5 protein-coding genes are annotated in these 5124 nt (G+C 73.2%); all 5 read left to right on the forward strand.

Going from position 1 to position 5124, the window contains the following annotated elements:
- A partial coding sequence (locus tag ACTIDRAF_RS30570; protein ID WP_016700942.1) for an NAD(P)/FAD-dependent oxidoreductase occupies positions 1 to 1184 on the forward strand: 1184 nt, incomplete at its 5' end.
- Positions 1181 to 2044 carry an alpha/beta fold hydrolase gene (locus tag ACTIDRAF_RS0222400; RefSeq protein ID WP_016700943.1) on the forward strand — a complete coding sequence of 288 codons (864 nt, stop codon included), beginning with the start codon at positions 1181 to 1183 and terminating at the stop codon, positions 2042 to 2044. The genes ACTIDRAF_RS30570 and ACTIDRAF_RS0222400, both read left to right, overlap by 4 nt.
- Before the next feature lie 88 nt (positions 2045 to 2132).
- Complete coding sequence (locus ACTIDRAF_RS0222405) at positions 2133 to 3047, forward strand: ACP S-malonyltransferase (protein WP_016700944.1); 915 nt, start codon at positions 2133 to 2135, stop codon at positions 3045 to 3047.
- Positions 3048 to 3165: 118 nt separating this feature from the next.
- Complete coding sequence (locus tag ACTIDRAF_RS0222410; RefSeq protein WP_016700945.1) at positions 3166 to 4014, forward strand: ester cyclase; 849 nt, start codon at positions 3166 to 3168, stop codon at positions 4012 to 4014.
- Positions 4015 to 4025: 11 nt separating this feature from the next.
- Complete coding sequence (locus ACTIDRAF_RS0222415; RefSeq protein WP_016700946.1) at positions 4026 to 4811, forward strand: alpha/beta fold hydrolase; 786 nt, start codon at positions 4026 to 4028, stop codon at positions 4809 to 4811.
- Positions 4812 to 5124 lie beyond the last annotated feature (313 nt).

Below are 5124 nucleotides of genomic sequence, written 5' to 3' on the forward strand. Positions count from 1 at the left end.
CCGCCTGCCGGCTGGCCGCCGCCGGCCTCTCCGTCGTCATGCTGGAGAAGCAGCCCGAGTACCGGGACCTGGTGCGCGGCGAGTGGCTGGCCCCCTGGGGCATCCAGGAGGCGCACCGGCTCGGCGTCGCCGACGCCTTCGTCTTCGGCGGTGCATGGGAGATCCGCGAGTGGGTCCAGTGGGATGAGGTCGTCGACGTCGACGAAGCCCGCGCGGTGGACATGACCCGGTTCCTCCCCGGCATCGGCGGGCCGCAGTGCTTCCCCCACCACACTGTCTGCGAACTGATGGCCGAACAGGCCGCGGAGGCGGGCGCGCGGGTCGTCATGGGCGCCGGTCAGGTCGAGGTCACCCCCGGACCCGCACCGGTCGTCCGCTACCGGACCGGGGACACCGACCACGAGATCCGCCCCCGGATCGTGCTCGGCGCCACCGGCCGGGTCTGCACCGTCGGCCGGCAGGTCGGCGTCTCCATGGCCAACTCGGTGCACCACTGGGGCGCGGGCATGATGGTCGACGGCCTCGACGACTGGCCGGCCGACGTGCAGGCGATGGGCACCGAGGGCGACGTCATGTTCATGGTGTTCCCCCAGGGCTACGGCCGGGCCCGCCTCTACCTGAACTTCGCCACCGGCCAACAGCGCCGCTACCGGGGCCCCGAGGGGCAGCGCCGCTTCCTCGACGCCTTCGCCCTGGACTGCCTGCCCGACCGGGGCGAGGCCGTCACCAGGGCGGTACCCGCCGGCCCGCTGGTCGCCTGGCCGTCGGTGGCGATCCTGCCGCAGAACCCGACCCTGGCCGAAGGCGTCGTCCTCATCGGAGACGAGGCCGGCAACTGCGACACCGTGCTGGGCACCGGACTGTCGTGCAGCCTGCGGGACGCCCGCATCGTCTGCGACACCCTCCTCGAGGGGGACGACTGGTCGGCGGCGGCGTTCGAGCCCTACCTGGCCGAGCGGGAGTTCCGCATGAAGCGGCTCCACTTCGGCGCGACGCTGATGGCCAAACTCCAGGCCGAGTTCGGCGAGCACGCCGTGGAACGCCGACGGCGAGCCCGCCAGCTGATGGCCGAGAACGACGCGCTCCAGGTCACCGGGCTGCTCAACATGGTGCCGCCCGAGGACGTGCCCGAATTCGGATTCAGCGAGTTCTTCGCGGAGCGGCTACTGAGGGAGACCGTGTGACCAACAAGAAACTGCACGTCAACGGCATTGACATCGCCCTGGTCGACCAGGGCGAGGGGGACCCGGTGCTCCTGCTGCACGGTTTCCCCGACTCCTCCTACCTGTGGCGGCACCAGATCCCGGTCCTCGTCGACGCGGGCTACCGGGTCATCGCCCCCGACCTACGGGGCTTCGGTGACTCCGACAAGCCGCAGGAGGTGGAGGCCTACGGCATGCGCACGATCGTCAACGACGTCGTCGCGCTCACCCAGGAACTGGGCGTGCCCCGCGCCCACGTCGTCGGCCACGACTGGGGCGCCGCCGTCGCCTGGATGTACGCCTTCCTCATGCCCCGCCGGGTCGACCACCTCGCGGTCCTCTCCGTCGGCCACCCCGGCATGTTCTCCGCGCCCACCATCGACCAGCGCGCCCGCTCCTGGTACATGCTCTTCTACCAGTTCCCCGGGGTCAGCGAGGAACTGCTGCGGCGCAACGGCTGGCGGCTGTTCAAGGAGATCATGGCCCGCGAGGGCGACCACACCCGCTACCTGCGCGACCTGGCCCGCCCCGGCGCGCTGACCGCCGGCCTCAATTGGTACCGGGCCAACCGCTCCCCCGAGAGCGAACTCCGCCCCGAGGGCAACTTCCCACCCGTGCTGGCGCCCACGCTGGGGATCTGGTCCACCGGGGACAAGGCGATGCTGGAGGACCAGATGATCGGCTCCGGCAAGTACGTGCGCGGCCCCTGGCGCTACGAACGCGTGGAGAACGCCAGCCACTGGATCCCGCTGGACGCCCCCGACGAGGTGAACCGACTGCTCCTGGGCTTCCTCGGCTCGCAGAGCGGCGCGGAACCGGCCCGCCGACGCCGCCGCCTCTGAGACGACCCGTGCCGAACCCACCCGTCCCCCACCGCGCCGGGGCCACCACGACACCGTGCGGCGGACCACCGTCCAGGAAGGAGCAGCCGTGCTCGCGTTCCTCTTCCCCGGGCAGGGCACACTGCGCGTCGGCATGGGCGCCTGGCTCCGGGGACGGCCCGAGGCCACCGAGGTGTTCGACCGGGCCGACCGCCTCCTGGACACCCCGGTGGGGCCCCTGTGCGCCCGGGGCCCGGCCGAGCGGCTCGTCGCCACCGAGAACGCCCAACCCGCCGTCACGGTGTGCGGGCTGGCCGCCCTGGCCGTCCTGCGCGCCGAGGGCCACGAACCGGGCATCGTCGCCGGACACAGCGTCGGTGAACTCGCCGCACTGCACGCGGCCGGGGCCCTGTCCTTCGAGGCGACCCTCCGGCTGGTCGCCACCAGGGCCCGGCTGATGGCGGCGGTCACCGCCACCGGGTCGATGACCGCCGTCCTGGGCCTGAACGTCGACGAGGTCGAGGAGCTGGTCGCCAGGGCCGCCGCACCCGACGAACCGCTGGTCGTCGGACTCGAGAACGCCGCCGACCACGTCGTCGTCTCCGGGGCAACCCCGGCGGTGGACCGCCTCGTCGCCCTCGCCACCGCCGCCCGCAAGACCACACCGCTGACGGTGAGCAACGCCTTCCACTCGCCCCTGATGGCCGACGCCGTCGACGCCTGGGCGGAGGCCGTGCGCGCCGAGGAACTCCGTACCCCCCGGATCCCCGTGCTGCCCAACGTCACCGCCGAACCCACCACCGATCCGGCGGTGCTGCGCGACGCCCTCGTCGACCAGCTCACCCGCCGCGTGCGGTGGGCGCGGACGATGACCCGGCTCGCCGGGCACCCCGAGGTGGAGCTGGCCGTCGAGGTGGGCGACAGCAAGGTGCTCACCGGACTCGCCAGACCCGCCGGGCTCCGCTGCCTGCCGATGTCCGACCCGACCACGCCCCGCCGGCTCACCCGGGAGAGGACCGGATGAGCGGGCCCGGCGCGGGCCACCGCACCGGCACCCGGGCGGCCACCCCCGCCCCGGCCACTCCGGTGCCACACCCGCGACACCGCCCCACCACCGACCCAACCCGCAGCCCGGAGTGAGCATGGACCCGCGCCAGACCGCCCTCCGCCACCTCCGCGCCTGGGAGGAGGGCGACATCGCCGCGCTCACCGACCTCGTCGACGACTACCAGGACCCCGACCTGCCCGACCCGGTCAGCGGGGACGACCTGGCCGCTCACGCCCAGCGGGTCCTGGCCCGCTTCGCCGGCCCCCGCTTCACCGTCGACCGGGTCGTCGCCGACGGGACCAGCGCCCACGTCTCCTGGACGCTGCGCGCCGACCACCGCGCCGCCTACCTGGGGATGCCCGCCACCGGCGGGACCGCCCACGTCGCGGGCACCGACCTGCTCACAACCCAGGACGGACGCACCGAGGTGCGCCGCGCCTTCGACCGGATGGCCCTGGCCGCGTCCCTGGGCTACCAGCCCCGCTACGTCCCCTCCGCCGACACCGAACGGCAGTTCGGCATCAGCTCCCGAACCCTGCGCAACCCCACCGGCGAACCGGAGGCGCTGGTGCTGACCTGGGTCCAGGTCCGCGACGACGACGAATCCGCCGAGGTGGACCTGCTCAGCGCCGAGGTCATGAAGTCGATGCGCCCCGCCAGGGGGTTCCTCGGCGCGGCCACCTTCGACCTCGGGGACCGCCGCTTCACCCTCAGCGCCTTCGACCGCCCGGAATCGATCCGGGCGGTCCACGCCCGGCCCCACCAGCGGGCGATGCGCCGCTTCTTCCGCGGCGCCCGGTACGGCCGCGCGTTCACCAGCGTCTGGTCCCGCACCTCCACCCGCGACTACGCCCGGTGCGAGGGGTGCGGCGTTGTCGTCGCCGTGCACGACGCCGCCACCTGCGACTGCGGTCGGACACTGCCACCGGAACCCCTACTGTGACTGGAGCTCGCATGACCGTCTTCACCGCCGAACACCGGCTCGACGGCGACCGGTCCAGGACACCGGTCGCGTTCATGTCCGCCCTCTTCGCCGGCGGCTGGATCTGGGAGCACCCCTTCCAGAACCTGGCCGCCGCCGGCTGGCCGGTGCTGCGCACCCAGGAACCGATCTGCGCCCTCGACCGCACCGTGGCCGGGTCGATGGAACGGCTCGGCGACGCCTTCCTGGAGTCCTGCGCCGACGCCGGGTTCGACGAGGTGGTGGTGTGCGCCAACTCGATGGGCGGCCTGGTCGCCATCGACCTCGCCGGGCGGTACCCCGAACGGGTCCGCGCCATCGTCGTCAGCGGCGCCCCCGGTTTGAGCGCCGACCCCGACGTCGGCCTGAGCGTCGACCGCCGCGCCAGCGTGCGACTCGACAGCGACGACTTCCGGGAGCGGATGCTGGCCGCGCTGTTCCACCGGGGCCGCTACTTCAGCGAGGAACAACTGGAACGCACCGCGGAACTCCTGCGGCGGCCGAGCTCGATGGTCAGCATGGCCCGCAGCCTGAAGGCGACCCGCCGCTACTCCATCGGCGCCGCCCTCGACAAGGTCACCTGCCCCTCCCTGTACGTGTGGGGCCGCTTCGACCGGATGACCCCGATCGAACCCTGGCGCGAGCTCGTCGCTCACCGGACGCACACCGAGTTCGTGGCCGTCGACGACTGCGGACACATCCCCATGATCGAGAAGGCCGAGGAGTACACCACCAGGCTCGAACGGTTCCTCACCGGGACCGCCCTCCCCACCCGCTGAGCGAACGACGGGAGGGCGACCGGAATGGCCAGCGAGGATGGCACGAGCCTCCCGGCAGCGGCGCGGACGGCACGCCGGAGCACCCCGAACCGGCGCCACCGAACCCGGCGTCACGCCCCGGGCGCTGCCCGCCCACTCCACCCTCGCGACCCCGAAAGCGCCTTGATCATCACGATAGGGTGGCAGGCGTCCAGGACACCCCGGCCCGTCCGCCTCGGTCGCTCCTCGCGGAACACCGGTGTCCACCCCCGGACCACCCGCGCGTCCCGCCTCCCACGTTCCCCCAAGCCCGCCCCCGTCCGCCGCCGGATCC

Origin of the sequence: Actinoalloteichus spitiensis RMV-1378 (genome assembly GCF_000239155.1) — a bacterium.
Lineage (GTDB): Bacteria > Actinomycetota > Actinomycetes > Mycobacteriales > Pseudonocardiaceae > Actinoalloteichus_B > Actinoalloteichus_B spitiensis.

Excerpts from the sequence above, each read along its gene's own strand:
- ACTIDRAF_RS0222410 (WP_016700945.1), top strand. The coding sequence starts at position 3,166 with ATGGACCCGCGCCAGACCGCCCTCCGCCACCTCCGCGCCTGGGAGGAG.
- ACTIDRAF_RS0222415 (WP_016700946.1), top strand. The coding sequence starts at position 4,026 with ATGACCGTCTTCACCGCCGAACACCGGCTCGACGGCGACCGGTCCAGG.